The organism is Phyllobacterium sp. LjRoot231, assembly GCF_964253365.1.
In the GTDB taxonomy this organism is placed as follows: Bacteria; Pseudomonadota; Alphaproteobacteria; order Rhizobiales; family Rhizobiaceae; genus Phyllobacterium.
The window spans coordinates 4,711,699-4,733,788 of the sequence record NZ_CAXUQT020000001.1; the positions used below are offsets into that span (position 1 = coordinate 4,711,699).

The 22,090-nt window shown below is 56.3% G+C and carries 21 protein-coding genes; 7 read left to right on the forward strand and 14 right to left on the reverse strand.

The window, feature by feature from the left end; translation table 11 throughout:
• Positions 1-41 precede the first annotated feature (41 nt).
• The 6 genes from ACSQ3H_RS23480 to ACSQ3H_RS23505 all read left to right on the forward strand — a co-directional run bounded on the left by ACSQ3H_RS23480 (position 42) and on the right by ACSQ3H_RS23505 (position 8,800).
• Positions 42-1,922, forward strand: coding sequence for an extracellular solute-binding protein (locus ACSQ3H_RS23480; protein WP_436119265.1), 1,881 nt, complete (start codon positions 42-44; stop codon positions 1,920-1,922).
• Entirely contained in the window at positions 1,919-3,790 is a 1,872-nt protein-coding gene (locus ACSQ3H_RS23485) for an extracellular solute-binding protein (protein ID WP_436119266.1), read from the forward strand. Before ACSQ3H_RS23480 ends, ACSQ3H_RS23485 begins: the two co-directional genes overlap by 4 nt.
• Positions 3,791-3,982: 192 nt before the next feature.
• Positions 3,983-5,086: a microcin C ABC transporter permease YejB gene (locus ACSQ3H_RS23490; RefSeq protein ID WP_436119267.1), complete on the forward strand. Its 1,104-nt coding sequence runs from the start codon at positions 3,983-3,985 to the stop codon at positions 5,084-5,086.
• Positions 5,086-6,222: an ABC transporter permease gene (locus ACSQ3H_RS23495; RefSeq protein WP_436119268.1), complete on the forward strand. Its 1,137-nt coding sequence runs from the start codon at positions 5,086-5,088 to the stop codon at positions 6,220-6,222. The genes ACSQ3H_RS23490 and ACSQ3H_RS23495 overlap by 1 nt, the downstream gene beginning before the upstream one ends.
• Complete coding sequence (locus tag ACSQ3H_RS23500; protein ID WP_436119269.1) at positions 6,219-7,844, forward strand: ABC transporter ATP-binding protein; 1,626 nt, start codon at positions 6,219-6,221, stop codon at positions 7,842-7,844. The genes ACSQ3H_RS23495 and ACSQ3H_RS23500 overlap by 4 nt, the downstream gene beginning before the upstream one ends.
• On the forward strand, positions 7,841-8,800 hold the full coding sequence (locus tag ACSQ3H_RS23505) for a 2-hydroxyacid dehydrogenase (RefSeq protein ID WP_436119270.1): 960 nt from the start codon (positions 7,841-7,843) through the stop codon (positions 8,798-8,800). Before ACSQ3H_RS23500 ends, ACSQ3H_RS23505 begins: the two co-directional genes overlap by 4 nt.
• A 15-nt stretch (positions 8,801-8,815) precedes the next feature.
• Here the strand turns inward: ACSQ3H_RS23505 and ACSQ3H_RS23510 are convergent, their stop codons facing one another.
• The 5 genes from ACSQ3H_RS23510 to ACSQ3H_RS23530 all read right to left on the reverse strand — a co-directional run bounded on the left by ACSQ3H_RS23510 (position 8,816) and on the right by ACSQ3H_RS23530 (position 12,094).
• Positions 8,816-9,088 carry a BrnA antitoxin family protein gene (locus tag ACSQ3H_RS23510; protein ID WP_436119271.1) on the reverse strand — a complete coding sequence of 91 codons (273 nt, stop codon included), beginning with the start codon at positions 9,086-9,088 and terminating at the stop codon, positions 8,816-8,818.
• A complete protein-coding gene (locus tag ACSQ3H_RS23515; protein WP_436119272.1) occupies positions 9,072-9,374 on the reverse strand; it encodes a BrnT family toxin in 303 nt (100 codons plus the stop codon). Before ACSQ3H_RS23515 ends, ACSQ3H_RS23510 begins: the two co-directional genes overlap by 17 nt.
• A gap of 60 nt (positions 9,375-9,434) precedes the next feature.
• The gene (locus ACSQ3H_RS23520) at positions 9,435-10,307 is read right to left on the reverse strand and encodes an NlpC/P60 family protein (RefSeq protein WP_436119273.1); all 873 of its coding nucleotides are present in this window, start codon (positions 10,305-10,307) and stop codon (positions 9,435-9,437) included.
• The gene (locus ACSQ3H_RS23525) at positions 10,304-10,654 is read right to left on the reverse strand and encodes a MarR family transcriptional regulator (RefSeq protein WP_262294287.1); all 351 of its coding nucleotides are present in this window, start codon (positions 10,652-10,654) and stop codon (positions 10,304-10,306) included. Before ACSQ3H_RS23525 ends, ACSQ3H_RS23520 begins: the two co-directional genes overlap by 4 nt.
• A 69-nt stretch (positions 10,655-10,723) precedes the next feature.
• On the reverse strand, positions 10,724-12,094 hold the full coding sequence (locus ACSQ3H_RS23530) for a leucyl aminopeptidase family protein (RefSeq protein WP_436119274.1): 1,371 nt from the start codon (positions 12,092-12,094) through the stop codon (positions 10,724-10,726).
• Positions 12,095-12,226: 132 nt separating this feature from the next.
• Between ACSQ3H_RS23530 and ACSQ3H_RS23535 the strand changes: the two genes are divergently transcribed.
• Positions 12,227-13,060 carry a tetratricopeptide repeat protein gene (locus ACSQ3H_RS23535; protein WP_436119275.1) on the forward strand — a complete coding sequence of 278 codons (834 nt, stop codon included), beginning with the start codon at positions 12,227-12,229 and terminating at the stop codon, positions 13,058-13,060.
• A gap of 68 nt (positions 13,061-13,128) precedes the next feature.
• Here the strand turns inward: ACSQ3H_RS23535 and ACSQ3H_RS23540 are convergent, their stop codons facing one another.
• The 9 genes from ACSQ3H_RS23540 to ACSQ3H_RS23580 form a co-directional block, all read right to left on the reverse strand.
• Positions 13,129-14,157, reverse strand: a complete 1,029-nt coding sequence (locus ACSQ3H_RS23540) for a type II secretion system F family protein (RefSeq protein WP_436119276.1) — start codon at positions 14,155-14,157, stop codon at positions 13,129-13,131.
• 10 nt (positions 14,158-14,167) lie between these two features.
• The gene (locus ACSQ3H_RS23545; protein WP_436119277.1) at positions 14,168-15,181 is read right to left on the reverse strand and encodes a type II secretion system F family protein; all 1,014 of its coding nucleotides are present in this window, start codon (positions 15,179-15,181) and stop codon (positions 14,168-14,170) included.
• A 21-nt stretch (positions 15,182-15,202) separates the two neighbouring features.
• On the reverse strand, positions 15,203-16,687 hold the full coding sequence (locus ACSQ3H_RS23550) for a CpaF family protein (RefSeq protein ID WP_436119278.1): 1,485 nt from the start codon (positions 16,685-16,687) through the stop codon (positions 15,203-15,205).
• Between the two features lie 9 nt (positions 16,688-16,696).
• On the reverse strand, positions 16,697-17,983 hold the full coding sequence (locus tag ACSQ3H_RS23555) for an AAA family ATPase (protein WP_436119279.1): 1,287 nt from the start codon (positions 17,981-17,983) through the stop codon (positions 16,697-16,699).
• A gap of 46 nt (positions 17,984-18,029) precedes the next feature.
• Positions 18,030-18,710, reverse strand: a complete 681-nt coding sequence (locus tag ACSQ3H_RS23560; protein WP_436119280.1) for a CpaD family pilus assembly protein — start codon at positions 18,708-18,710, stop codon at positions 18,030-18,032.
• 14 nt (positions 18,711-18,724) lie between these two features.
• On the reverse strand, positions 18,725-20,293 hold the full coding sequence (locus ACSQ3H_RS23565) for a type II and III secretion system protein family protein (protein WP_436119281.1): 1,569 nt from the start codon (positions 20,291-20,293) through the stop codon (positions 18,725-18,727).
• A gap of 4 nt (positions 20,294-20,297) precedes the next feature.
• Positions 20,298-21,092 (reverse strand): Flp pilus assembly protein CpaB, encoded by a 795-nt coding sequence (cpaB, locus tag ACSQ3H_RS23570; RefSeq protein WP_436119282.1) that lies wholly within the window; start codon positions 21,090-21,092, stop codon positions 20,298-20,300.
• A gap of 180 nt (positions 21,093-21,272) precedes the next feature.
• Positions 21,273-21,797, reverse strand: coding sequence for an A24 family peptidase (locus ACSQ3H_RS23575; RefSeq protein WP_436119283.1), 525 nt, complete (start codon positions 21,795-21,797; stop codon positions 21,273-21,275).
• A gap of 36 nt (positions 21,798-21,833) precedes the next feature.
• Complete coding sequence (locus ACSQ3H_RS23580) at positions 21,834-22,034, reverse strand: Flp family type IVb pilin (RefSeq protein WP_436119284.1); 201 nt, start codon at positions 22,032-22,034, stop codon at positions 21,834-21,836.
• Between the last annotated feature and the right edge of the window lie 56 nt (positions 22,035-22,090).

Consider the following 22,090-nt stretch of genomic DNA (forward strand, 5'->3'; position numbering starts at 1 on the left):
TCTCTTAGACTGCCATCAAAGAGAACCTGTGGAGACTTGATTTGCGATTTCGCCCCTTTGTTGCCAGCCTCGCCTTCCTTGCCGTCGTCGGCGTTGGCACCTTCCAGATCGCTCAGGCGGCAGAACCGGAATGGCGGGCAGGGACAAGCCTCCTCGGCGAACCAAAATACGGTGACGACTTCAAGCACTATGATTATGTCAATCCGGATGCACCCAAAGGCGGAACGCTAAACCAGACCAGCGAGGGAAGTTTCGATAGCCTCAATCCCTACGTCGTACAGGGCACTCCCGCTTCGGGATTGGGTGTGTTGGGAGGTGGCCTGCTCTACGATACATTGATGAGCCAGGCTCTCGATCAGGCTGGAACAAACTATCCACTGATTGCTCAATCCCTCGCCTATCCCGACGACTTTTCCTGGGTCAAGTTCAAGCTTAATCCTGCCGCGAAATGGCATGACGGCCAGCCTATCACGGTCGATGACGTGATCTGGTCCTTCAATATCTTGAAGGCGCAAAGCCCGCTTTACAACAAATATTATCATGACGTTGAAAAGGCTGAAAAAACCGGCGACGGCGAGGTAACCTTCACTTTTACCAGCGGCGGCAATAGAGAGTTGCCGAATATCATGGGCGATCTTGTCGTCCTCCCCAAACATTGGTGGGAAGGGACAGACGCCTCCGGCAAGAAGCGCGATATCACCAAGCCGACAATGGAAATCCCGCTTGGATCGTCGGCCTACAAGATCGAGAGCGTCGCTCCGGGTAAAACGATTGTCTGGGGCCGTGTCGAAAACTATTGGGGCAAGGACCTTCCGGTCAACATCGGCCGCAATAATTTCGACCATATCCGCTATGAGTATTTTCGCGACCAGAATGCCTCCTGGGAGGCATTCAAGAAAGGCGGCTTCGAAGACTATCGTGGCGAAGCGAGCATTGGCCGCTGGATGCGCGGCTATGACTTTCCCGCTGTCGGGCGTGGTGATGTTATCAAGGCGATGTTTCCGCTCCGCTCATCGGGACGCATGCAGGGCTTTCTTATCAACACACGACGCGACAAGTTCAAGGATCCAAAAGTACGCGAGGCTTTAAACTGGGCCTATGATTTTGAAAGCATGAGCAAGAACTTGTTCTTCGGTCAATACAAACGCATAAACAGCTATTTCGCCGGTTCGGAACTGGCTTCAAGCGGCCTACCGGGTGGAAAAGAGCTGGAAATCCTGGAGACTGTAAAAGGCGAAGTGCCTGAAGAAGTCTTTACCAAGGAATTCAATCTCCCGGTCTACGACACCCCACAATCGCAGCGGGATAATCTACGTCATGCCGTCCAACTGCTCCGTGCCGCCGGTTACGACCAGAAGAATGGCAAGCTCGTCAACACGCAGACCGGACAGCCGCTGACGATCGAGTTTCTGGCGGATGATCCCTCGGCCGAACGCTTTATCGGGCCGTTCATGGCCAATTTGCGCAAGCTTGGTATCGACGCGCAAATTCGCGTCGTGGATAGCGCACAATACACGTCCCGGCTCAGCGATTTCGATTTTGATATCACAACACCAAACGTCGTCATGTCCCAAAGTCTCTCGCCCGGCAACGAGCAGCGCGACTTCTGGAGTTCCGCCGCGGCGGAGACTCCGGGAAGCCGTAACTACATGGGCATCAAGAACCCAGCTGTCGACAAGCTGGTCGACCGGGTCATCTTTGCCAAGGATCGTGATGAGCTTGTGGCTGCGACACACGCCCTCGACCGGGTGCTGTTGTGGAATTATTACGTGGTTCCGCAGTGGTATGACGACCGGATAAAAATCGCCTACTGGAACAAATTCGGCATGCCAGAGAAGCAACCCGAATATACCGGTATCGACCCATTCTCGTGGTGGATCGATACCGCCAAGGAACAGGCCCTGAAGGCGCGTGCCGAATGACGCGTCTTACCCGCCGCGATCTTCTCAAAATTTCAAGCGCGACGATCCTGACGACAATGGCGCCGCGCCTCGCACTGGCGGAGGTAATGACAGGCGTGCCATTGCATGGGCTTTCGGCATTCGGCGAATTGAAATATCCCAAGGATTTCACGAATTTCGACTATGCCAGCCCCGATGCACCAAAGGGCGGCACTTTCGCCTTTTCGCCGCCGACATGGCTGTTCAACCAGTCGCCGCAGACCTTCAACACGCTCAACACCTTCTCGCCCAAGGGCGACGCACCGCCACGCATGGAACTGTGCTTTGATTCGCTCATGGCATCGGCACTTGATGAGCCCGATTCCATCTACGGGTTAGTGGCAGAGACTGTGACAGTGTCCACCGACCGAAATACTTTCACGTTCAAACTGCGACCAGAAGCACGTTTCCACGATGGGTCGCCCCTAACCGCCCAGGATATCGTCTTCAGCTACCAGACGATGCAAAAGCAGGGTCATCCCGAGCTTTTGCTACTCCTGACGGAAATGAAGGAGATTGTCGCCGAGGATGATCATATTGTCCGCCTCGCCTTCACCGGCAAGCATTCCGATCGGGCAATCCTCGATATCGCCGGCACCATGCCCATCCTGTCGAAGGCCTGGTATGCGACACGCGATTTCGAGGCGTCCACGCTGGAGGCGCCGCTTGGGTCGGGCGCTTACCGTGTCGGTAGCGTCGCAGTCGGCCAAAATATCGAATATGAGCGGGTTGATGACTACTGGGCCAAGGACTTGCCGGTGCAGCGCGGCTTCAACCATTTCGACAAGATTAACATTGATTTCTACCGCGATCGGCAGCCGGAGTTCGAGGCATTTAAAAAGGGCGATATTTTCTGGCGCAAGGAGGCCACGGCGAAGACCTGGGTCACCGAATATAATTTTCCGGCAATCCAGCAGAAACGTGTCGTGAAGCGTGAATTTTCCGGCGAAAAGCGCCCGCAAATGCAGGCATGGGCGGTAAATCAGCGCCGCGAGCATTTTCGCGATCCACGTATCCGCGAAGCCATCGCACTTTGCTTCGATTTCGAATGGACGCAGAAGAACCTGTTCTACGGCATGTATGAGCGGTCGCAATCGCTATTCGAACAGTCGGATTTCCGCGCCAACGGCAAACCGCCGCCGGAAGAACTGGCGCTTATGGAGCCGTTTCGCGACCGGCTACCTGAGGGCATTTTCGGAGAAGCGGTGATCCAGACGCCCTCCGATGGATCTGGTCGGGATCGCAAGAATCTGCGACGCGCTGTCGAACTCGTGATCGAGGCGGGCTTCAAACGCGACGGCAACCGCTTCGTGGATAGCGCCGGCAAGCCACTCGACCTCGAAATGCTGACCCAGGCGGAAGTTTTCAGCCGGGTCTATTCGCCCTTCATCAACAATCTCCAGGCGATCGGCATCAATGCCTCGCTGCGCCTCGTTGATCCGGCACAATACCAGGTCCGATTGCAGGATTTCGATTTCGACATCATCGGCGTTGCGTATTCTCTCATCCCTACGCCAACGAGGGAATCGCTGGAAACGATGTTTGGCTCCAGAGCCGCGACAGTACCCGGCTCAACAAATTTTCCTGGCATATCCGATCCGGTCGTCGATGCTCTCATCGCGAAAGTCAGCGAGGCGCATTCTCGCACCGAATTGGTTTCGATCTTGCGTGTTCTTGATCGACTCTTGCGTATAAGACGCGACTGGATTCCAAATTGGTACTCAGCGAATCATCTGGTCGCCTATTGGGATATGTTCGGCTTCAAGGAGCCCAAGCCCGATTATGGTTTTCCAGTTGAGACGTTGTGGTGGTTCGATGAAGCAAAGGCAAAGGCAATTGGCAAGGTTTAGGAATGTAAGGGGCGATATGATCAAAAAGACCCCTCCCCGTCGCTTCGCGCCGTCCCTCCCCACAAGGGGGAGGGCAAGGGCGGCAACGTCGGCGCCATTCCAGTTGCCGACAACCTCGATGAAACGCTCCTTCTTTACCCTCCCCCTTGTGGGGAGGGAGGCTGCGCAGCAGCAGGGAGGGGTTTCTTTCTAATGGGAGCCTATATTCTCCGCCGCCTCGCGTTGATGGTCCCGACCCTTTTCGGGGTTTTGCTTGTCTGCTTCGTCATCGTGCAATTCGTTCCCGGCGGTCCGGTGCAACGCATTATCGGCCAACTCACCGGCCAAGGCGGCAATGCCATGGATCGCATTGGCGGGGGCGGTGCGGATTTCGGTCAGAGCCAGGACCAGCTTGGCCTTGGTGAGGGCAACTCCAAATATCGCGGCGCACAGGGGCTCGATCCAGCGTTTATCGCCAGCCTTGAAAAGCAGTTCGGCCTCGACAAGCCGCCGCTGCAGCGCTTCGGTCTGCTGGTCTGGAACTATCTGCGCTTCGATTTTGGCAAGAGCTATTTCCGCGATATCAGCGTGATCGACCTGATCAAGGAAAAGCTCCCGGTCTCCATATCGCTCGGCCTGTGGATGACGCTGCTTTCGTACATGATCTCGATACCGCTTGGCATACGCAAAGCAATTAAAGACGGATCAACCTTCGACATCTGGACTAGCGGTGTCATCATCGTCGGCTATGCGATCCCGGGCTTTCTGTTCGGTATCATGCTGATTGTCTTTTTCGCCGGCGGCTCGTTCTTCGACTGGTTCCCGTTGCGCGGTCTGACCTCGAACAATTTTTTGCAACTCTCAATCTTTGGCAAGATCATCGATTACGCCTGGCATCTCGCTTTGCCGCTGACCGCCATGCTCCTCTCCGCTTTCGCCACGACGACACTGCTCACCAAGAATTCGTTCCTGGATGAAATCCGCAAGCAATATGTGACGACGGCGCGTGCCAAGGGCCTCAACGAGCGAAAGATTCTCTACGGCCACGTCTTCCGCAACGCGATGCTCATCGTCATTTCTGGCTTTCCAAGCGCCTTCATTTCGATCTTCTTTACCGGCCAGCTCTTGATCGAGGCGATCTTCTCGCTCGATGGGCTAGGGCTGCTCGGCTATGAATCGATCATCAACCGCGATTATCCGGTGGTTATCGCCACGGTCTATATCTTTGCGCTGGTCGGCGTCGTCGTCAGTCTGCTCTCCGATCTTCTCTATACGTGGATCGATCCGCGTATCGATTTCGAGCGGAGGGACGTCTGATGAGCGATGTTGTGCGCACATCCGCTCTTCCCGTTCGCCGCCCGCGGCTGTCGCCGCTCAACGCGCGGCGCTGGCAGAACTTCAAGGCGAACCGCCGCGGCTGGTGGGCGCTGTGGCTGTTTCTTTTCCTGTTCGTTGCCTCGTTGTTCGCCGAATTCATCGCCAACGACAGGCCAATTCTCGTTTCCTACAAAAGCGAGATTCTCTTTCCCGTTCTGGTCGATTATCCGGAGGAGAAGTTCGGCGGCTTCTATGCGGTGACCGACTATCGCGACCCGGTGATTCAGGATGAGATAAACGCGAATGGCTGGGCGATCTGGCCGCCGGTCCGTTATTCCTACCGCACAGTCAATAATGAGTTGCCCGATACGGCGCCCTCAAAACCCTATTGGCTCTATACGCCGGAAGAGCGCTGCGCCCGCTATCCGCAAGGCGTCAACGATCCGAATTGCACCTTCGGCAACATGAACATTCTTGGCACAGACGATCAGGCGCGCGATGTCCTTGCCCGCGCTCTTTATGGCTTTCGCATCTCGGTGCTGTTCGGCCTTATCCTGACTGCCGCCTCCGCCGTGATTGGCGTCACCGCTGGCGCCTTGCAGGGCTATTTCGGCGGCTGGCTCGATCTCATCGCGCAGCGTTTCATCGAGATATGGTCTTCCGTTCCGACCCTCTATCTGCTGCTGATCATGGCTTCGATCCTGCCGCCGGGCTTCTGGATCTTGTTATCCATCATGCTTTTGTTCTCGTGGGTCAGCTTCGTTGGCATCGTCCGCGCCGAATTCCTGCGCGCCCGCAATTTCGAATATGTGAATGCCGCCCGCGCGCTAGGCGTGCGTGACCGCACGATCATGTTCCGGCATCTTCTGCCCAATGCCATGGTGACAACGCTGACCTTCCTTCCCTTCATTCTCAATGGATCGATCACGACGCTGACCTCGCTTGATTTTCTCGGCTTTGGCTTGCCGCCCGGATCGCCATCGCTTGGCGAGTTGCTGGCGCAAGGCAAGAACAACCTTCAAGCGCCGTGGCTTGGCCTCACCGGTTTCATCGTCATCTCGCTGATGCTGTCGCTGCTGATTTTCGTCGGTGAAGCGACGCGTGACGCGTTCGATCCGCGCAAGGCTTTCAAATGAGTGCTCTACTTTCAGTACGCGACCTGTCAGTCGCCTTCACCCAGAACGGCCGAGAGTCGATCGCGGTCGATCGGATCTCTTTCGATATCGCTCAGGGCGAGACAGTCGCACTTGTGGGCGAATCCGGTTCCGGCAAATCTGTAACGGCCCTGTCGATCCTGAAGCTGCTGCCCTATCCACCCGCCTCGCACCCGTCGGGCAAAATCCTGTTCAATGGCGAGGACTTGCTGGACAAGGACGAGACCGATCTGCGCCGCGTCCGCGGCAACGACATCACCATGATCTTCCAGGAGCCGATGACCTCGCTCAATCCGCTTCATCCGATTGAAAAGCAGATCAGCGAAGTGCTGAAACTGCATCAGGGAATGGGCGATAAAGCTGCCCGGCAGCGAACGCTGGCTCTGCTTGAGGAAGTTGGCATTCGCGAGCCGGAAAAACGTATGAACGCTTATCCGCACCAGCTTTCCGGCGGCCAGCGTCAGCGCGTAATGATCGCCATGGCGCTCGCCAATAAGCCAAAGCTGCTGATTGCCGATGAGCCGACCACCGCACTCGACGTGACGGTGCAGGCGCAGATCCTCAAACTGCTTGCGGAATTAAAAGCAGCGCAGGGCATGTCGATGCTGTTCATCACCCATGATCTCGGCATCGTGCGCAAGATCGCCGATCGGGTCTGCGTGATGACCGGCGGCAAGATCGTCGAAACCGGTCCAACGAAGCAGATATTCGACAATCCCAAGCACGAATATACGAAACACCTGCTCGCGGCGGAACCGAAGGGCAATCCGCCGTCTGCCGACCTATCGGCAGAACCGGTGATGCGCGGCGAAAACGTCAAGGTCTGGTTCCCGATCAAGCAGGGTTTTCTGCGCAAAACCGTTGATTATGTGAAGGCGGTTGACGGCATCGACGTGACGATTCGCGCCGGACAGACGCTCGGGGTCGTCGGCGAATCCGGTTCGGGCAAGACGACGCTCGGCCTCGCGCTGTCGCGCATGATTTCGTCGGAGGGTGTGATCCGCTTTGGCAAGACGGATATCAACCAATATTCTTTCAAGCAGATGCGCCCGCTTCGCCGCGAGTTGCAGATCGTGTTTCAGGATCCTTACGGCTCGCTCTCGCCGCGCATGTCGATCACCGACATCATCGCCGAAGGGCTGCAGGTGCACGAGCCGAAACTGTCGGCGGATGAGCGCGATGCGCGTGTCGTCGCGGCGTTGAAAGAGGTCAATCTCGATCCGGAAAACCGTTTCCGCTATCCACATGAGTTCTCCGGCGGCCAGCGCCAGCGCATTGCCATTGCCCGCGCCATGGTCCTCAATCCGCGTTTCGTCATGCTGGACGAACCGACATCGGCGCTCGACATGAGTGTACAGGCGCAGGTCGTCGACCTCTTGCGCGCGTTGCAGCAGAGGCACAACCTGGCGTATCTTTTCATTAGTCACGACCTGAAAGTGGTCAAGGCGCTTGCCAATGACGTGCTGGTGATGCGCAATGGCCAAGCAGTGGAATATGGTCCCTCGGAGGAAATCTTCGCGCGACCCAAGAGCGACTATACAAAAGCCCTGATGGCGGCAGCCTTCAGGATAGAAACGGCCGAACAGGGAGCGGTTAGCGAATGACTGGGAATGCTAGTGACACGATCTTGTTGGCGGTGACGGGGTGGGACCCGGAGGTCTGGCAAACCGAATTTGCCAAAGCCGCGCCAGGCCGCAAGCTTGTGCTCAATGCCGATACCGACAAGGACAAGATTCGCTATGCTCTCGTGTGGAAGCAGCGGCCAGGATCGCTTGCGGGGCTGCCTAATCTTGAGGTCATCTTCTCGCTCGGCGCCGGCGTCGACCATATTTTCCATGACCAGCAGGTTCCGGATGTTCCCATTGTGCGCATCGTTTCGCCGGATCTTACGATGCGCATGAGCGAATATGTGGTGTGGCAGGTGCTCGACCATCATAGGCTTGGCCTGCGCTACCGCCAGCAGCAAGCCAGCCGTGTCTGGCATGAAGACCGCCGTCAGCCGGCCGCGCATGAGGTGACGGTCGGCATTCTTGGCCTTGGCGTGCTTGGACGTGATGCCGCGCAGAAACTGCGGAACCTCGGTTTTCGGGTCAGCGGCTGGAGCCGCCGACTGCAGACCATCGAAGGCGTCACCACCCATTACGGCAAGGACGGCCTCAAGGATTTCCTCAAGGATGTGGATATCGTGGTCTGCCTGCTGCCGCTGACGCCGGAGACCAAAGGCATTCTGTCGATGAGCATGTTCGCGCAGATGAAGCAGCACAGCCCATTGGGCGCCCCTACATTGATCAATGCCGGTCGTGGTGGCTTGCAGAACGAGCCCGACATCCTGGCAGCGCTCGATCGCGGTATGCTTTCGGCGGTAACACTCGACGTGTTCAACACGGAACCACTACCGAAAAGCAGTCCCCTGTGGACACATCCGCAAGTTGTGGTGACGCCCCATGCAGCGGCAAGCTCCAGCCCCCAGGCCCTGGTTCCCGAAATCGTCGCGCAGATTGAATCTTATGAGCGCGGCGAGACGTTGAAGAACATCGTGGATCGAGCCGCGCAGTATTAGGTTACACCAAACTGCCTATTTGTGCGGCGTATCTATTTTCTCGGAAAGCCATGCCTTGATCAGTGATTGGTAAGGCACATCGCGCTTGTTGGCCGCAATTTTGATGCGCTCGAGCATCGAGGTCGGAAGCCTGAGAGATATGGAGGTTGAGGACGGCTTGAGATTGGGCAGCCTGACAGTTTCCGCCTTGCTCCAGTCGAGATACCCCGTCGAATCATGCGTCTCCCAAAAGGCACGTTCTTCTGCCTCTGTGTGAAAGATTGGTACTGACTTAAGAGTTTTGCTCATAATAGGTCCGTTCCTTGCGGTTCATGTCCCGGGCTGAAATCACGCGGATCAGCGTTTCATTCTGCCGAAGCGTGAAAGTTACATGAAGCAACCGCATATCATCTGTGTGTCCCAAGCCGTGAAACCTCTGCTCTGATAAACTGTGTTTTGGGTCTGCAACCATCAACAATGGCTCATTAAAAAATATTTGCTCGGATTCAGATTGGCCGACATCGTGCTTTTCGATGTTTTTCCGGCTGTTGCCCGCGTCCCAATTGAAGCCTGTTATCCGGTCAAAGTCTATCATATAGGTATATTACCATAATATACAACATTCAAAAATTGTGAATAGAAATGAACGCAATATCTACAACCGCCGCACCGCTGTCGGCTTGCCGTAAAGATACGCAATGCGTTCGATGGCGTCGCGCAGCGGTTCGAGGGTGACACTCATTGTATGGCCGCTGGCATGCAGCAGCATGGAATGGCTAGCCATCATCGCCGCGTGGCCTGTCCAGAACAGGAAATCGCCGCGTTGTAGATTGTGATAGTCCTTGTCCGGTTCGATCAGTTCGCCGATCGAAGCGGCCTGCATATCGGAATCGCGTAAGACACCCTGGCCGGTCATCAGCAGTGAAAGCTGGATCAGTCCTGAACAATCAACGCCAAATCCTGAAACGCCGCCCCACAGATAGGGCGTATGCATAAGCGTTTCCGCAACGGCAACGTGGTCTTCCGTCACCTCGTCAATCGGCACTAGATGCTTGGCGATGATCGCCTCGCCGCTTGGTAGCATGGCATAGAGCGTACCGCGCCGTTCCTGGCCACCCGTAACGCTGACAAGCGAACCCATCGACAGGGCCTTGGTCCGTGGGAACCTAAGATCGGAGCCCGGGTAAACAAAGGTTCTCGGCGCGATAACGATATGTGTCGGGTCGTCCACGCGGCGGTCAAGCGTCGTATCCACCACATAGCCGACATAACCGTCGCGTTCGTTCTGGACCCAGTACCAGCCATTGGCATCTTCAAAGACGAGAACATCGTCGCCGTAAAGGAACTGTGTGGTGATGCCTGCATCACCACGAGGTTCAGAGCGCACATCGACCACCGGATCGGCGATGCGCATCGGCTGGCCGGGGACGAAGCGATCCGCTTCGACCAAGCCGCGCAAGCTTTCATCCGCAAGGTCCGGCCGGAAAGCATTGAGCCGCTTGTCCAGATTTACAGTTTCAGCTTTCAAAGCGGTAATCCTCTTGCTTTGGCGATGACCAGATCGCCGAGCCTTTCAACATAGAGCGCACCTTTTACCGTTCTCTTGACGAGAACGTTGCGCTTGTCCTTTTCATCGCGGTGGCGATCGACCAGACCATAGGAACCCATTGTGTCGAGAGCGCGGGTGATGACAGGTTTTGTTACACCGAGCTTCGCCGCCATGCCGCGTATCGTATGGGGCGGCGGCTCCAGATAGACCGTCAGGAGTACAGCCAGCTGGCGCATGGTGAGATCATGGGCGTCATCGCGCACTTCCGACAGCGCGATTTCCTTCCACAATGTCAGCGCCTGCAGCGGCCTTAGCTCTATGTTCATGAACGGCGGTATCCGAGATCATTTCGGCTCCGTTCCATTCTAGACCTTGCCTCAAACCGCACAAGGCACTTATTCGTTCGGGAAGCGGTGCTTCAAAAGATGGTAAAGCGCGCGGATCGCCTGCGCCTCGCCTCCAATCGGTGCATGCGGTTTCTCAACGGGATTCCAGCCAAAGATATCGAAATGCGCCCAGACCTTCGCCTTGCTGACAAAGCGTTGCAGGAACAGCGCCGCCGTGATCGAACCGGCAAAGCCGTCGGCCGTCACATTGTTCATGTCAGCGACACGCGAAGAAAGTTTGGCATCGTAGGGCTGCCAAAGCGGCATGCGCCAGACCGGATCGGCAACGGCCTCTGCAGCGTCCGCAACTTCTGACGCGAAAGCATCGTCATTGGAATAGAACGGTGGCAGATCAGGACCCAGCGCGACGCGTGCAGCGCCGGTCAGGGTGGCCATGTCGATCAGGATTTCCGGCTCCTCGTCATCCGCCAAAGCCAGTGCATCGGCAAGGACAAGACGCCCTTCCGCATCGGTATTGCCGATCTCGACCGTCAGCCCTTTGCGACTGGTTAGCACATCGCCGGGGCGGAATGCATTGGCGGAAATCGAATTCTCGACCGCCGGGATCAGCAGGCGTAACCGAACCGGCAGCTTGGCATCCATGATAAGCCCAGCCAGTGCCAGCACGTTCGCTGCGCCGCCCATATCCTTCTTCATTAAAAGCATGCTACTCGAAGGCTTGATGTCGAGACCGCCGGTGTCGAAGCAGACACCCTTGCCAACCAGCGTCACTTTCGGTGCATCCTTCTTGCCCCATTCAAGGTCGATCAGCCGCGGTTCCTCACTCCCGGCCCGGCCGACCGCATGGATCATCGGGAAATTCTTCTTCAACAGGGCATCGCCCTTGACCACGCTCAAAGATGCCTTGTGCTCGTCGGCGACCTTGCGCACGGCTATCTCCAGTGCGTCAGGACCCATATCGTTGGTCGGCGTGTTGATGAGATCGCGTGCAAGGGTGACGGCCTTGGCAAGGCGTTTTACATCAACCTTGTCCGCACCGTCCGGTAGCGTCAGCGTAACGTCAACGTTGTCCTTCGTCGTATAGCGGGTGAATTTGTAACCGCCGAGGAGAAACGCCAAAGCTGTGAGATCAGGCTCTCTGACCGGGCTCGCCAAATGCCAGGCTCCCTTCGGCAGTGCGCTCGCGAGTTTTCCGGCTGCAAGACGCATGTCGTCCTTGCCGATACCGAACAGAGCCCCCGAAATTTCGCCATTGCCGCCCGGGATAACGAGGACGCGATTTGATTGCCCGTCGAAACCATTGGCCTTCGCCCAGGCAAACGCGGCACCGTCGAGGCCAGCACTTTCCAGTTCACCGATTTTCACGAACCAGACCGGCCTGCTGTCTGCGGGTTTCTTGCCTTTGATTTCGCTTGCCATGACGCTCTCTTCTCGTTCAATCTTCTGCATCCCGCGGTTGCGCCATTAACGGTCCGTTAGGGTTAACAGAATATTTCTAATCCGTGGGAATGGTTAACGCACAGATGATTTGTGCTGCGGATGGGGCAAACTATGACAAGCGCAGGCATTATTCAACGTAATCGCCGCTTCATTTTTTCCGTCGCAATTGTCGCTTTGGCAGCCAGCATGTCCGGCTGTACAACCACGGACAAAACGACGACGGGATCGATCGCCCCAGCCACCGGCACGACGGACACTCTTCCCGCTGGCAATTTCGATCAGATGAACCAAGAGCAGCTGATGCAGGCATCAGCCAGCCTCGGCAAACGCTACGAAGCCAACCCCAAAGACAGGGCTGCGGCATTGAATTTTGCCACCGTATTGCGCATGACCGGCCGCAGCGATCAAGCGCTTGCCGTGATGCGCAGTCTTGCGATCGCCTATCCGAAGGATCGTCAGGTCCTGGCTGCCTATGGCAAAGCACTTGCCAGCACCGGCGAATTCGATGCGGCGCTCGACGCACTGCGCCGCGCCCAGACTCCGGAGTATCCGGACTGGAAACTACTCTCGGCGGAAGGCGCCATTCTCGATCAAATGGGTAAGACAGGCGAGGCTCGCGATCTCTACAAGCAGGCGCTGATCATTAATCCCAACGAAGCCTCGATCCTGTCCAACATGGGTATGTCCTACGTGCTCTCCGGTGAATTGGCCACTGCCGAACAGTATATGCGTCAAGCAGTCAGCGGAAAGGGTTCGGACAGCCGCGTGCGGCAAAACCTTGCGCTCGTCGTTGGGCTGCAGGGCCGTTTCGACGAGGCCGAGAACATCGCCAAACAGGAACTCTCGCCGCAACAGGCGCAAGCGAATGTGCGATATCTGCGGTCGATGCTGTCGCAGCAGAATTCATGGAACATGCTGAAAGACAAGAAGCAGCCGAAGAGCTGATTTCCCCTTCCGAAGTAGCAAAAAAAGCCGCCCATTCCAGGCGGCTTTTTCATGAGCGAATAACGTTGTCATTTTTTTGGAGTTGCAGGTCCGAATATTCCGCCCTGCGCCTGTATCTGGATGACAGCAGGTCCGAGAATGACGCAGAACAACACGGGAAGCAGAAAGAGGATCATCGGCACGGTCAGCTTTGGCGGCAGTGCCGCGGCCTTCTTCTCGGCCGCCATCAGGCGCATTTCACGGCTTTCATCGGACAGAACGCGCAAGGCGCTGCCGATCGACGTTCCATAGCGCTCAGATTGGACCAGCGCCTGCACCACGGACTTGACGGTTTCAAGCCCAGTCCGGATCGCAAGATTATCGTAGGCCTGACGTCTCTCCGGCAAAAAAGACAGTTCGGCGTTGGTCAGGACCAGTTCTTCTGCCAGATCACCCGATTGAACGCCGATCTCTTCTGACACCTTTTTGAATGCTGCTTCGATCGACATACCCGATTCCACGCAGATCAGCATCAGATCCAACGCATCGGGCCACGCCATCTGGATGGATTGTTTGCGCTTGCTGGCGACATTTCTCACATAGAGGTTTGGCAGGTAGAAGCCGACATAAGCACCGGCAAAGCACGCAACCAAGCGAATAAGTGTCGATTTATCCGCAAGGCCACCCAGAACAAAAATATAGAAGACAGCCAGGCCGAGCGTGACGAATGGCAGGCCGAAACGCGCAGCCAGAAATATGTTCAGCGCGTTCTGTCCGCGAAAGCCGGCCATGCGCAAAGCGGCGAGCGTCTTTTCGTCAGCCAATGCCCGTTGCAGATCCAGTCTTTCGACGAATTGCCGTACTCCCTGCCGCTCGGTTTTACGCAAGGAATTGCCGGCGTTTTTGCGCTTGCCATCGCTTTCGGAAGCGAGCCGGGCTCTTTCGCGCGACCGGATCTGATCCCGTTCAAGGGCAACCGATTTCATGCGCGATTTCAGCTCGGCCCCCGACAACATTGGCATGAGGAATGTGACAAGCGTCGCGAAGATCGATATCCCGACCAGGATAGCGAAGAGAAACGCGGGGTCGTGGATGGCTTTAGCAAAGGCGTTTACCATGCATCTCTCGCTAGAATTTGAAATTAATCATCTTTTTCATCACCATGATGCCGATCGACATCCAAATGCCGGCGCAAGCAAGTACGAAATTGCCGGAACTGGTGTTGAAAAGAATCATGATGTATTTCGGGCTTGTCAGGTACACCAGAAAAGCAACGATAAAAGGCAGCGCGCCGATGATGTACGCCGAAGCCTTCGCTTCCATCGAGAGCGCCTGAACTTTGGCCGCCATCTTTTTCCGGTCACGCAAGACGCGGGAAAGATTACCCAAAGCTTCGGAAAGATTTCCGCCGGCCTGGGACTGAATCTGGATGACGATGCCGAAAAAACTGGCTTCAGCGCAAGGCATATACTCGGACATGCGCATGGCGGCCTCGGGAATGCTTACCCCGACTTGTTGCGTATCGACGATACGGCGAAATTCCCCTCGTACTGGCTCTTGAGCCTCCTGCGCGATGAGACGGATTCCGTCGTTCAGTGGCAGACCAGACCGGATCGCGCGTACGATCACGTCAATCGCGTTCGGAAACTCGTTGAGGAATGCCTTGATGCGACGGCTGCGGCGGAAATAGACGAACCAGCGCGGCAAACCCAGAGCCCCCGCAAGAAACAAACCCGGCGCGAGATAGAACGGCGATCCGAACATCACGCCCAATACGGTAACCAAGACGCCTGTTATAAACGAATAGAGATAGAATCGCGGCATCGTCACTTTCATGCCTGCTTGCTGGATGAGCATTTTCAGCGGCGGCGACTTGATATTCTTGTCACGCAGCTTCTGGCGCTGCTCAAGGTCTTTCAACGTATCCTGAACGGACTTACGGCGTTTGACCGCCTCGGCCTGCTTGTCGCGAACAGTGAATTTGCCAAGACTGTCGGTTGCGGCGAGCTTGACCTCCTTCAAGCGTTCGTCGGCCTTCTTCTGCCATGCAATCGAATCGAAAAAGAAGACGTAGGCTAAGGCGGCGACTGCGAGAACAACCAGGGCGATGAAACCAAGCTGCGCGATATCAAGCCCGAACATTCTTGTGCTCCGATCCCACCATCATAGCTTTGCCGTTTCCATTGAATCGAGCGCGTTGGCGAGCCGCCGGTCTTCATTGTAGTACCGTGCCCGCTCCCACATGTGCGGGCGGGCGATACCGGTGGAGACGTGCTTTCCGATGAGACGGCCATTAGCGTCCTCGCCGGTGATTTCATAGACGACGAGGTCCTGCGTGATAACGACTTCGCCTTCCATGCCGATCACCTCGGTGACATGGGTGATGCGCCGTGAACCGTCGCGAAGGCGCGCTGCCTGGATGATGATATCCACCGAACCGACGATGATTTCACGTACGGTTTTCTGCGGAAGAGCGAAGCCGCCCATGGCGATCATGGATTCCATACGGCTGAGACATTCTCTCGGGCTGTTCGAGTGGATCGTACCCATGGAACCATCGTGACCGGTGTTCATCGCAGAAAGCAGATCGAAGACTTCAGGTCCGCGCACTTCGCCGACGATGATCCGTTCGGGGCGCATACGCAGGCAGTTCTTGACGAGATCGCGCATGGTGATCTCCCCCTCGCCTTCGAGGTTCGCCGGCCTTGTTTCAAGGCGCACCACATGCGGCTGCTGAAGCTGCAATTCCGCCGAGTCCTCGCAAGTAATGATGCGTTCGTCCTTGTCGATATAATTGGTCAGGCAGTTCAGAAGCGTTGTCTTGCCGGAACCGGTACCGCCGGAGATGACGATATTGCAACGGACGCGGCCGATGATCTGCAGCAGTTCGGCACCGGCAGGAGAAATAGCGCCGAAACGGACGAGCTGATCGAGTGTCAGCTTGTCCTTCTTGAATTTACGAATGGTCAGGACCGGTCCGTCGATCGCAAGCGGCGGCGCGATAACGTTGACACGTGAGCCATCGGGCAGACGTGCGTCGCAGATGGGACTGGACTCATCGACGCGCCTGCCGACCTGGCTGACGATACGCTGACAGATGTTGAGAAGCTGCTGGTTATCGCGGAAGCGAACGCCGGATTCCTGTACCTTGCCGAGCACTTCAATGTAGGTCTTGCGCGCGCCATTGACCATGATGTCGGCGATATCATCGCGCGCCAGCAGCGGCTCCAGCGGGCCATAGCCGAGAACGTCATTACAGATATCATCGAGCAGTTCTTCCTGCTCCGAGATCGACATGGCGAAATTCTTGATTGCGATGATGTCGTTGACGATATCGCGGATTTCTTCGCGTGCCACTTCCGGGTCGAGTTTCGACAATTGCGCAAGATCGATGGTGTCGATCAGCGCGGCAAAAACCTGCGACTTCGTATCATAGTACGCTTCATTCTTTTCGCGGAGCGGCACGACAGGTTTTGGCGTTTCAATGGGTGAACGCTTGGGCTCCAATATATCCCGCGGCAGTCCGGCCGGCGCGATCACTCCACCTGCCAGAGGAGGCAGCGCCATTTCCAGAGCTGGCGCCCGAAATTCCTGAGCCTGGTTTCCACCAGCCCCGCTTGACTGAGCATTGCCGCGTTTACCAAACATGATTTCTCTTTACTGTTTCTTGCGCTTCAACCGGGATAGGACCGAAGACAATCCGGGCTTCTTCTTGGGCTTCAGTGTCATGCGGCCTGTCAGGATATGGGCGATCTCGTTGATGCTCTGAACGATTGGATTGGCACCATCCGTTTCCGCCAGCATCCGGCCATTGTTCGCCGCGCTGCCGAACAGCGCGGGATCAAAGGGGATCGTGGCCAGCGGAAGAATTCCCAGTGGGCTGCAGAAATCGAGTGGTGCTATTTCAGGACGCTTGGGCACGCCGACCTGATTGAGGATCAGTCTTGGCGGCGCGTCATTGGGGCGAAGCTGCTTCAGCGTATCGATCAGGTTTTTTGTATTGCGTAAATTTGCCAGTTCCGGCGACGCAATGATAACGACTTCATCGGCTCGGGCGAGCGTCGTACGTGTCCAGCCGTTCCATGTGTGCGGCACATCCAGAACGACGTGGGGAACGGATCTTTGCGCCACGTCAATGAGGTGGGCAAAGGAATCGTCACGGAAATCGAAAACGCGATCAAGCGTCGATGGTGCAGCAAGCAGCGAAAGATGCTCGGCGCATTGCGCCAGTAGACGGTCGAGATAGACGTCATCAATGCGTTCTGGCGAAAAGACAGCTTCGGCAATCCCCTGGGCGGGGTCCTGGTCGAAGTTGATATTCGCCGTGCCATAAGGCAAGTCCATATCGGCAATAACAACTTCATTCTTGAAGAGCGACGAGATGGCCCAGGCAATATTGTGAGCCATGGTGGAGGCACCGACACCACCCTTTGCGCCGATGAAGGCAATCGAATGCCCGAGCGGCTTTGCTTCTGGATCGACGAACAGCCCGCCGATGACTCCGACAATCTCAGACAGATCGATCGGGGCAACCATGTATTCGGATATGCCGTTGCGGATCAGTTCGCGGTAGAGCCAGACATCATTGACTTGTCCGATGATCACGACCTTGGTTGAAGGGTCGCACACCTCGGATAAAGCCGCCAAGCTCTGCAGCATGTCGCGCGGGGCCGCCGATGTCTCAAGCAAAATTAGATTGGGCGTCGGCACTGTCTGGAACAGTTCAACAGCGGTATCCACGCCGCCCATGTGCACCTGCACATGAGTCTTTGCCATGCGCCGGTCTTCGCTCGCACGGGATATCTGCCTTGCAATACCATCGCTTTCACAAAACGCCTGGATCGATATGCGGGGTATCGGCCGGTGCGCGTGCAGGCTCAGACCCGGTGATCGCTCGCCGCCATCTCCAGGCTGGTTTTCTGTTTCGAAGGCCACTTGACTCATTTTAGCATTCCGCTTTTCGAAGAGAGTTGGTTGCTTAAGACCAAGCCTAGTACTGTACTTCCTGCGCCGTGGGTGCCACGGGCGTAGGGGCATTCCTGTAGTCCTCGATCACGACAATTCGCCGTTCAGCATCGATCGGAGATGTTGCGCGTGGTCCGAGCAAGTCTGCCGGGTTGGCGAGCTGTGCCGCGAAATTGTTCTGACTGGCGCAGCCAAAATTGGCGTAGTGCCTGTTTTCAGCGGTTTCGAGCAAATCCCTGGGCCATTGGCCACACGTATTGGTCGAGGCTGTCATCGCCGAATAGGACAGGCGTATGGGGGCGGATTCTTCCGGACCAGCCTGGTAGCGTTCGCTGGATATATTGAATGGCTTCACCCCATTTCTGCGCAGGGTTGCGGCAATATCGCCGCGCAACTTTGCTGCGGCACGTTCATTGGGCGAACCTGCAGGAATGAGAATGTGGATGACACCGGATCCGTTTGACCGGTAGTTGGCCGCAGCGTGCTCGACGATGCTGCGCTGGGTGATCGACAGCTTCGTATCGGCGTGGCCAACCGGAATATCGGCCACCTGCTCTTTTTCGGAAATGACGATCGGATGATTGGTCCGGTAATCATCCGGAATGCCCCCCGTCACATCACGTTGCTGGGCGCAGCCTGCAAGCAGGGCTACTGCCAGCAATGCCAGGACCGGCTTCATGCGGAGTTTTCTGTTCGCGTTCGACATGATCCGTTCCTCGTTCATTTGTAGATGTACCCGACGGTGCCTTCATAGCGGCCTGCTGGCAGACTCGCCTCCTTCGTGCCGTAGACACGGTTGACCTTGCCGAGGAAAATACCGGCAGCATCACTGGCAGGATTAAGATTGTCGTCAGGCCGGGCGAGCGCCGTACGTGCGACCGGACGGACGAGGTAAGGTGTGATGATGACCACGAGCTCACTTTCGTTCCGGACGAAGTCGCGACTACGGAACAATGTGCCTAGGATCGGAATTTTTGAGAGGCCCGGGAAGCCGGAAATCGCCTGGCGCACATCATCACGCATCAGGCCGGCGATCATCATCGATCCACCCGACGGCAATTCAACGGTGGTATCTGCAAGACGCTTGCGTATGGACAGAATGTTTGGAGCTCCCTGGCCTCGGACGCCCGGAGCTTTGATCGAGCCTTCCAAAGTAGGCTCGGAAACGGATGTGCGAACTTTGAGGCTGATCCGGCCCGGAGAGAGAACGACCGGAACAAACTCCAGACCAATGCCGTACTCTACCGTTCTATGGTCAGTGGTGATCGTGTTGCCGTTCTGGTCTTGTGTGACTTCCTGGCCGGTGAAAATATTGTACTCACCGCCGACACGAAAGGTAGCCTTCTCGCCTGATATCGCTGTCAGAGAGGGCTCGGCCAATGTCTTCATGACACCAGCCAGTTCCATCGCATTCAGATATGCGGCGATGGTAGTGTTTCCGATCGAGCCGACCGCACCCAAGCTCGAACCGGAGATAGGTGTACCGAGGCCAGTGAGATTTTCGCTGGAAAAGCTTATTCCGTTGCCGGCGCTGGAAGCGATCAGATTGACACCTAACTGCTTCATCACAGTCCGGCTGACTTCGGCGACGGTCACCTTGAGCGTGACCTGATCTTCACCGGCGATCTGAATCAGGTTAACGATCTTGCTTGTCTGTCGCGCCTCGTCCGGGTTGCTGATCGCTACATCCGAACCGCCGCCGCCATTGCTGCCGCCTTGGCCCGATGCCGTGAGCGCATATTGGCCTGTGGTTGCTTCACCGCCCGAAACGAGCAGGTTGGCAAGATCACTTGCCCTCTTGGCATCAAGCGGCGTCTGGACCGAACCCGTGAGAATGACGTTATCGTTCATCAGTTCGACTTTGATGTTCGAATCTGGAATATATTTCTTCAAGGCGTCTTCAAGCCCGGCGACGTCACGTTCGATTACAAGATCGAAGCTGGCCAGCTGCTCGCCATTCGGTCCGAAAACGAAAATATTGGTCTGTCCGACTTGCTTGCCGAAGAGATAAATACGGCGTGCCGTGCGGGTTACGGCGTCGGCGACGGTCGGGTTGGCTACGAGAATGTCATAGGCATCGGTTGGGAGATCAACAACCAGCGACTTGTTCAGGCCGAGATTGATGCGCTTGTTCATGCCATGGCCTTGGTTGAGCCTTACGACATTGGTCTCGGCAATCGCCGTGCCTTGTATTGCAGGAACAGAGAGAGCGCACCCAAGGGCGATAGCCGCCATCGCTGTGCATGGACGGAAACCGAATTTGAACATGATCTTTGTCTCGCTTCCCATTTTTTTATTTCCGCCCCAGGATTTCTGTCACCGTGCCGGACTTGATCAACTTCACATTGCCTGCCCGCCCGGGTGAGTTGACGAGATACTCGGCGCCGGGTCCGGTCGGTTCCTGCGCGTCCTGAACGGAGCGCAGAACCAGCGACAAGCGAGCAGCCATCTGCTGAGCGACTGTTAGAATTTCGGCTTGCTCCGGTGTGAGTTCGAGCGTGGCGGTGGAACCAACCTTGGTCTTTTCGCCCTTCTCGTCCTCCTGAATTGTCTGGTCGATTGCCAGGACGCGGATGTTGCTCAGGATGGTCTCGGTCGCGTATTGCTTTTGCTCCCCCTCCATCTGCCGGATCATGATCACGTCGACGTAATCATCGGGGAGGATGAACCCACCGGCGCTCGTTTCAGCTGCAATCTGCGTCGCAACAGCGCGCATCCCGGCTGGAAGCTGTGCCGACATGAAGCTCTGACCCTTGCCGATCAACTTGGCTTCGCGGATTGGCTCACCGGGAAATATCTGCAGGCGGACCGTTGAACCCTTCAGTTCTTCTTCTGCGTTGGGTCGTTCGGAACGCTTGATGTATCCGTCAGCGACGGCGTCCTCTGGCCATTGCTGCCAACGCATCTGCCCATGCACTTCGGCTCCAACGCCGAGATTTTCAGTCGCGACCAGAACGTCCTGCAACTTGATCTGCGGACCGGCTTCTGTGACAACCGTGACGTTGGGCTTCATATGTGTGGCGATATAGCCAGCCGCGCCTGCAGCAGCGACCGCTACGACCAATATGACAAGACGCGCTTTTTGCATTGATGTGCCCCACTAGACTTACGTCTTAGATACTAAGGTCGCACATTGCCTTGTTAATCGTGTAATTAAGGTTAACGCATTGCTTAAAAGTATGATTAACGGCGCTTAACGTTTACTATTTGGGCAGGACTTTGACGTCGGCCGTTTTGAAAACAGCGTTGGCTCAAGTCGAAACGCTGTTCAACTATGAGCGAGACGATCGATTACCCACAAGCCAAGGGGTGACGATGGGAAAGTCAGTAGTCCAGCCAATCCGAGCGCTATTCCGTACGGTACTCCCTCACCTTTTTTTGCGAGGCGGCGCATGAAATCGAACCGCTCCGTATAGACCCGAGCGAGCATTGAGCTGCGGTAACGCAAGATTACCAGTGTCAGCATTCCGCCGAACAACGACAGCGCCAGCAAATACTGCACCAGTTCCAAATTCCAGCCCAGCCAAAGCGCTGTGGCGGCCATGAGCTTCGCATCCCCGCCGCCCATTGTGCCCGCGGCAAACAAGGCAAAGGTGGCGGCGAGCACCGCCGCGGCAGCAAGAAAGTGCATGCCGTAGATCTCCCACGGCATACCGGTCAAAGGCGCAAGGAGTGTAAAGGATATAAGCAGAATGAGTGGAACTCTGTTCTGGATGGTCATAGACAACAAATCCGAAGTAGCTGCGAATACCATGGCAAACGGGAAGATGACCAAAATGGCTGCTTCAATCATAGCTGCGTTCCAAAAAAGTTGTCGAATCCCGTCTGGTCATTTGTTGGAGGCTTCCGCTAAATCTTGAGCGAGACCCGTGTACAATTCCCCCACCGACGTACCGAGCATACCTGCGCCGATCATAATCCCTATACTGATGATCGACGCGATCAGCGTGTATTCGATGGCCGTCGTGCCCGAGCTATCGCGCAGGAAATCAGCGAAAACGTCGAGGATGATCTTTACGGGTCGTCTCATGTCGAACTCTCGTTCATGCCTCTGGCGTCGGTGTATACTCGCGGAAACTAGATACT

What these genes read in the sequence shown, in the direction of transcription:
- ACSQ3H_RS23575 (WP_436119283.1), bottom strand. Translation starts at nt 21,797, where the DNA reads ATGATTGAAGCAGCCATTTTGGTCATCTTCCCGTTTGCCATGGTATTC.
- ACSQ3H_RS23535 (WP_436119275.1), top strand. Translation starts at nt 12,227, where the DNA reads ATGACAAGCGCAGGCATTATTCAACGTAATCGCCGCTTCATTTTTTCC.
- ACSQ3H_RS23580 (WP_436119284.1), bottom strand. Translation starts at nt 22,034, where the DNA reads ATGAGACGACCCGTAAAGATCATCCTCGACGTTTTCGCTGATTTCCTG.
- ACSQ3H_RS23510 (WP_436119271.1), bottom strand. Translation starts at nt 9,088, where the DNA reads ATGAGCAAAACTCTTAAGTCAGTACCAATCTTTCACACAGAGGCAGAA.
- ACSQ3H_RS23525 (WP_262294287.1), bottom strand. Translation starts at nt 10,654, where the DNA reads ATGAACATAGAGCTAAGGCCGCTGCAGGCGCTGACATTGTGGAAGGAA.
- ACSQ3H_RS23495 (WP_436119268.1), top strand. Translation starts at nt 5,086, where the DNA reads ATGAGCGATGTTGTGCGCACATCCGCTCTTCCCGTTCGCCGCCCGCGG.
- ACSQ3H_RS23545 (WP_436119277.1), bottom strand. Translation starts at nt 15,181, where the DNA reads ATGTTCGGGCTTGATATCGCGCAGCTTGGTTTCATCGCCCTGGTTGTT.
- ACSQ3H_RS23500 (WP_436119269.1), top strand. Translation starts at nt 6,219, where the DNA reads ATGAGTGCTCTACTTTCAGTACGCGACCTGTCAGTCGCCTTCACCCAG.
- ACSQ3H_RS23550 (WP_436119278.1), bottom strand. Translation starts at nt 16,687, where the DNA reads ATGTTTGGTAAACGCGGCAATGCTCAGTCAAGCGGGGCTGGTGGAAAC.
- ACSQ3H_RS23530 (WP_436119274.1), bottom strand. Translation starts at nt 12,094, where the DNA reads ATGGCAAGCGAAATCAAAGGCAAGAAACCCGCAGACAGCAGGCCGGTC.
- ACSQ3H_RS23505 (WP_436119270.1), top strand. Translation starts at nt 7,841, where the DNA reads ATGACTGGGAATGCTAGTGACACGATCTTGTTGGCGGTGACGGGGTGG.
- ACSQ3H_RS23565 (WP_436119281.1), bottom strand. Translation starts at nt 20,293, where the DNA reads ATGGGAAGCGAGACAAAGATCATGTTCAAATTCGGTTTCCGTCCATGC.
- cpaB (WP_436119282.1), bottom strand. Translation starts at nt 21,092, where the DNA reads ATGCAAAAAGCGCGTCTTGTCATATTGGTCGTAGCGGTCGCTGCTGCA.
- ACSQ3H_RS23540 (WP_436119276.1), bottom strand. Translation starts at nt 14,157, where the DNA reads ATGGTAAACGCCTTTGCTAAAGCCATCCACGACCCCGCGTTTCTCTTC.
- ACSQ3H_RS23560 (WP_436119280.1), bottom strand. Translation starts at nt 18,710, where the DNA reads ATGTCGAACGCGAACAGAAAACTCCGCATGAAGCCGGTCCTGGCATTG.
- ACSQ3H_RS23555 (WP_436119279.1), bottom strand. Translation starts at nt 17,983, where the DNA reads ATGAGTCAAGTGGCCTTCGAAACAGAAAACCAGCCTGGAGATGGCGGC.
- ACSQ3H_RS23490 (WP_436119267.1), top strand. Translation starts at nt 3,983, where the DNA reads ATGGGAGCCTATATTCTCCGCCGCCTCGCGTTGATGGTCCCGACCCTT.
- ACSQ3H_RS23515 (WP_436119272.1), bottom strand. Translation starts at nt 9,374, where the DNA reads ATGATAGACTTTGACCGGATAACAGGCTTCAATTGGGACGCGGGCAAC.
- ACSQ3H_RS23485 (WP_436119266.1), top strand. Translation starts at nt 1,919, where the DNA reads ATGACGCGTCTTACCCGCCGCGATCTTCTCAAAATTTCAAGCGCGACG.